This is a genomic window from Aeromonas salmonicida subsp. salmonicida, from assembly GCF_001643305.1.
GTDB classification, from domain to species: Bacteria; Pseudomonadota; Gammaproteobacteria; order Enterobacterales; family Aeromonadaceae; genus Aeromonas; species Aeromonas salmonicida.
The window spans coordinates 1-3,974 of sequence record NZ_LSGW01000004.1 but is presented as its reverse complement, the minus strand read 5'-3'; the positions used below and the strand labels follow the sequence as shown (position 1 = coordinate 3,974).

Below are 3,974 nucleotides of genomic sequence, written 5' to 3'. Positions count from 1 at the left end.
GTCTGTTGCGCCTTGAGGGTACCCTCGGCCTCTCGCCCGAGCACCCGGAGTGTGTCGCCCGCCGCGACCTCGATGCGCTTGCTTTCAAACAGCGACCAGTTGCTGTCCAGGGCACGGATCTTGATGGTGTGTTTCTCCCCCTGCCCGCTTACCAGCACCAGCGAGTGGGTCTTGTCTGCGACGAGATCAATGCGATAGCGATCCATGGTTTTACCCTTGTCGTCCCACCGCTCCATGACCATCCCCTCGCGATAGGTGTCACGCTGATGGCGGGTCTTGCTATCGAGCCATACCGGGGCAAGGACGTTGAGGGTGTGATCCTGCCCGTGCAGTTGGCCGCTATCCCGCAAGACGCTGCGGATATAGCTGGTTAGCTGCTGCTGATCCCGTGTCCCGGAGACCTGGGCAACCACCTGCTCGCCTTGCTGCAGACGATGCGCGTAGTCCTGTGCCAGGGCGTCAAAGCGCGCTGGCTTGTCAGGCACGCTTTGGACGGTGGCCTCGATGTTGGGCGCATCATAGAAACGGTACTGCGGCACGCTGGCTTGCTTGAGGACGGAGAGCGCATTGCCGACGCCGCGCTGGCGCTCACTGTCGAGCATCAGTACCTGGACATCGCTGGCCCGTGCCTTTTCCAGGATGAGCAGCGTTTCTTTGAGGGTCAGGGATTCAGCCTGCTCGACAATGAGGGTGCTATGAGGGGCAAAGACCGTGGCGGCATTGAGGGTGTGACGCGGGGCAATATTGCCTGCCAGAGGCTGGCTTTGTGCCAGCAGGCGAGCCGAGCGATTGTCGCTGGCCAGGATGGTGACCTCACGCCCCTGTTCGCTGGCCATGAGCACGGCATCTTCCATGCGCTCGATGGTTTGGGCCATGCCACCCCGTCCGGACAGGATAGCCAGCGGGGCCTTGTCCTGGGCCAACACGGAGTAGGCGTTGGCATAGGGACGATCACGCGGGGTTGCCCGCTCGGCAAAGGTGGCTATCGGGGGGCGCTTGTTGAACTCGTTGGCCAGCTGGGCGATGGACAATTCGTTGAGCAGATGGATATCGGAGGTGAAGATCCCTTTTTCCTTGTCGAGCGGGATGAGGCGCTCGCGTCCAATCGCCTGCTCGATACCCTCGCGGGCCTGGGTGATCAACCCCTGTTCGACGGGGAGCTGGCTCACCGTGGCGGCCAGTAATTCGGAGTAGGAGAACTGTACCTTTTTATCCGAAAGTATGGATATCGCCTGGCTCACGGCTTGGGTGATATCCGTGCCAGCTGGCGTGGGGACGGTGTATCCCTGGGCGCGTTCGTCGGCCTTGGCGAGATAGAGGGGCAGTTCAAAGCCTGCTTTGCCCAGGCGATCACGCCAATCGGCGATCAGTAGATCGGGGTCGGCAACCGCCTTGTCCTTGCGGGTATCGAGCGCGGCGGCATCGCGGGACTGGGGTGAGGCATCGGGGCCGACCGCGTCGTTTATCTGCTGGCTGCGTTGGCTGAATGGTTCGGTCGGCACCCCCTTGAGCTCCCACAGGCCATGCTTGCCGGTGACCTCTGTTTCAAAACCCATCGCCTCGACGTCCTGGCGCAGGGCGTGGCGGTATATCTGCCCGAGCGCCAGTTTGTTGTTAAAGATGTCTTTGCCAAAGCCGCTGTTCATGTGGGCGGCATCACTGCTCAGCGCCCGCCATTTGCCTTCTGCATAGGTGGCATTGAGCACCAGTGAGTGGGTGTGCAGCTGCGGATCAAGTTCGCGGGAGGTGTCGTGGGTGTAGAGGGCCGCCACGATATTGCCGGTGGTCTCGGTGCGGGTGATGCCATCGGTCATGATGCGGGTGCTGGCCAGCGCCTCGACCTCCTTCATTGCCACCGCCACAGCGTGATGGTGGGCGGCCAGAAAGCGCTCGTCACCCGCCACCAGTGCCATCACGGAGACACTCTTGGGGGCCGAAAACGTCAGGTCATAGCCGGTGCGGTGGGTCTGCTTGCCATCCACGATGCGCGAGAGTTCCGTGCCATCGGGGAGTTTGCCCTGGGCGATGGCATCGAGGGTGGCCCCGTCAATGGGGCCACTCAGTCCAAGGCGGTCAGCCCCTTCCCCCATCCAGACCGACTCGAGATCGCCCATGGCGTAGTAGTTTTCCTCGGCAGCGTAGTAGGCCGAGCTGCCCAGTGACAGCATCAGTAATACTCCGGCTCGTCACCACCCGGCTCTTGGTGGTGATGGTTAATGTTGACCTCTTCGCGCCGCGCCGCTTCTTGCTGTGTCCGTTCGGATTTTTGGTAATTGGGGTTCGGGGAGCAATGGAACAGGGAAGTCACTTAAGCCTTCACCAACAACGATCTGAGCCTTCCATGCGGGCATAGCTCTCCGAGAAGCAGTGCCGATCATCCGCAACGCAACCTATGTCGGTTAGCAAATCGTTCATGGTTTTATCCAACTCTTCCTCAGTGTCATAGGGCACCTTCAGCTCATATTCCCCGTTCGCCCGCCGCGTGGCCTCGTAGTGGGCAAGCTCAAAAAACTCAACTTGCTCTATCGTGCGCTTCTTCCCCCGCACAAACTTGCTGTTGTTCTCAATGCGCAGCGTCAGCAGGATGGTTGCAACCTTGGAGTGATCGCCGCTCTCGACGTGTTGCATGTTTGGCAGCTGCTGTCTCGATTGTTTATGCGGGCCAATCTCCACGCCACGATGCCGCAGGTAGCTGTACAGGGTACTCTTGGACAAATGCAGCTTTTGTGCGATGGCTGCGACCGACAGTGTGCCCTCACGGTACAAGGTCTCCGCTGCGAGGGCCGTAGCCTCCGCCTCTGGTGACAAGCCTCTGGGTCGTCCACCTACTCGTCCGCGGGCCCGCACTGCTGTCAGTCCTGCCAGGGTGCGCTCGCGGATCAGTTCACGCTCGAACTCGGCCAGCGAGGCGAACAGGTTAAATACCAGTCTCCCTTGCGCGTTGGTGGTATCGACCGGGTCATTCAGGCTGAGCAGGCCCACTTTACGCTCCATCAGGCTGCCCACTAGTTCCACCAGGTGCTTGAGCGAACGCCCCATCCGATCAAGTTTCCAGACAACCAACACGTCGCCTGCGCGTAACTGCCGCTGCAGCTCGTCAAATGCCGGGCGTGCTGTTTTCGCTCCGCTGGCCACATCCTGATAAATGCGCTCGCAGCCAGCCGCATTGAGCGCGTCCACCTGCATGTCTGGATTTTGGTCGCGGGTGGATACCCGTGCATAGCCTACTTTCATGGTTAAATTCCAATAAACTCATTGCACCAACAAATTATCGAACTTTGCTGTGGCAAACCAGTTTTATGAACCACTTATCGACCTATCAATGCCGTTAAACCCGCATTTCAGCACGGTCGATTAAAGTATTAAAAAACCATCGTTTTATCGAGCTGTTGTGCTCCACTGTAATTGGGTGTATACGTGTTTATGTGTAAATGCGCTGTTTGGGAGAATGTTATGAGCAATGTGCGTTGGAACATCGCGGTGTCACCCGACACGGATCAATCCGTCCGAATGTTTCTTGCATCACAAGGCGGTGGCCGTAAGGGCGACTTGTCGCGTTTCATCGAAAAGGCTGTGCGCTCCTATATCTTCGAGCGCGCCGCGGAGGAAGCCAAGGCGGCCAACGCCAACGTCAACGAAGCCGTGTAATGGGCAAGTGAACACTGATGCGGGTTGTTCTCGACACCAACGTGTTGCTCAGTGCTCTGCTGTCGCCGCACGGTTGGCCGGACGTCATTTACCGCGCATGGCAGAAGGATCGTTTCGACCTGGTGACATCGGTTGCACAAATCAATGAACTGCGCCGAGCCAGCCGTTATGCAAAGTTCAAGGATGTGCTCCAGCCGCACCGTGTTGGCGCGATGGTCAACAACATGCGATGTTCGGTCATGCTTGATGTGTTGCCACCTCTACCGGAGGGTATCGAAGTCAACGATCCAAATGATACATTCTTGCTGGCGATGGCGATGGCGATG

General features: G+C 58.9%; 4 protein-coding genes. 2 read left to right on the top strand and 2 right to left on the bottom strand.

Translation table 11 applies throughout. The annotated features are described in order from the left end of the window. Window positions 1–2,168 (bottom strand): MobF family relaxase (gene mobF, locus AXW79_RS00510; RefSeq protein WP_155736669.1); only part of this gene is annotated, 2,168 nt, incomplete at its 3' end. A 148-nt stretch (window positions 2,169–2,316) separates the two neighbouring features. Then, window positions 2,317–3,234, bottom strand: coding sequence for a recombinase family protein (locus AXW79_RS00505; RefSeq protein WP_005321096.1), 918 nt, complete (start codon window positions 3,232–3,234; stop codon window positions 2,317–2,319). A 219-nt stretch (window positions 3,235–3,453) separates the two neighbouring features. Between AXW79_RS00505 and AXW79_RS00500 the strand changes: the two genes are divergently transcribed. Together AXW79_RS00500 and AXW79_RS00495 are read left to right on the top strand one after the other, a co-directional pair. After that, complete coding sequence (locus AXW79_RS00500) at window positions 3,454–3,648, top strand: ribbon-helix-helix domain-containing protein (protein WP_005321098.1); 195 nt, start codon at window positions 3,454–3,456, stop codon at window positions 3,646–3,648. Window positions 3,649–3,665: 17 nt separating this feature from the next. Beyond that, window positions 3,666–3,974 (top strand): putative toxin-antitoxin system toxin component, PIN family (locus tag AXW79_RS00495; protein ID WP_063968053.1); only part of this gene is annotated, 309 nt, incomplete at its 3' end.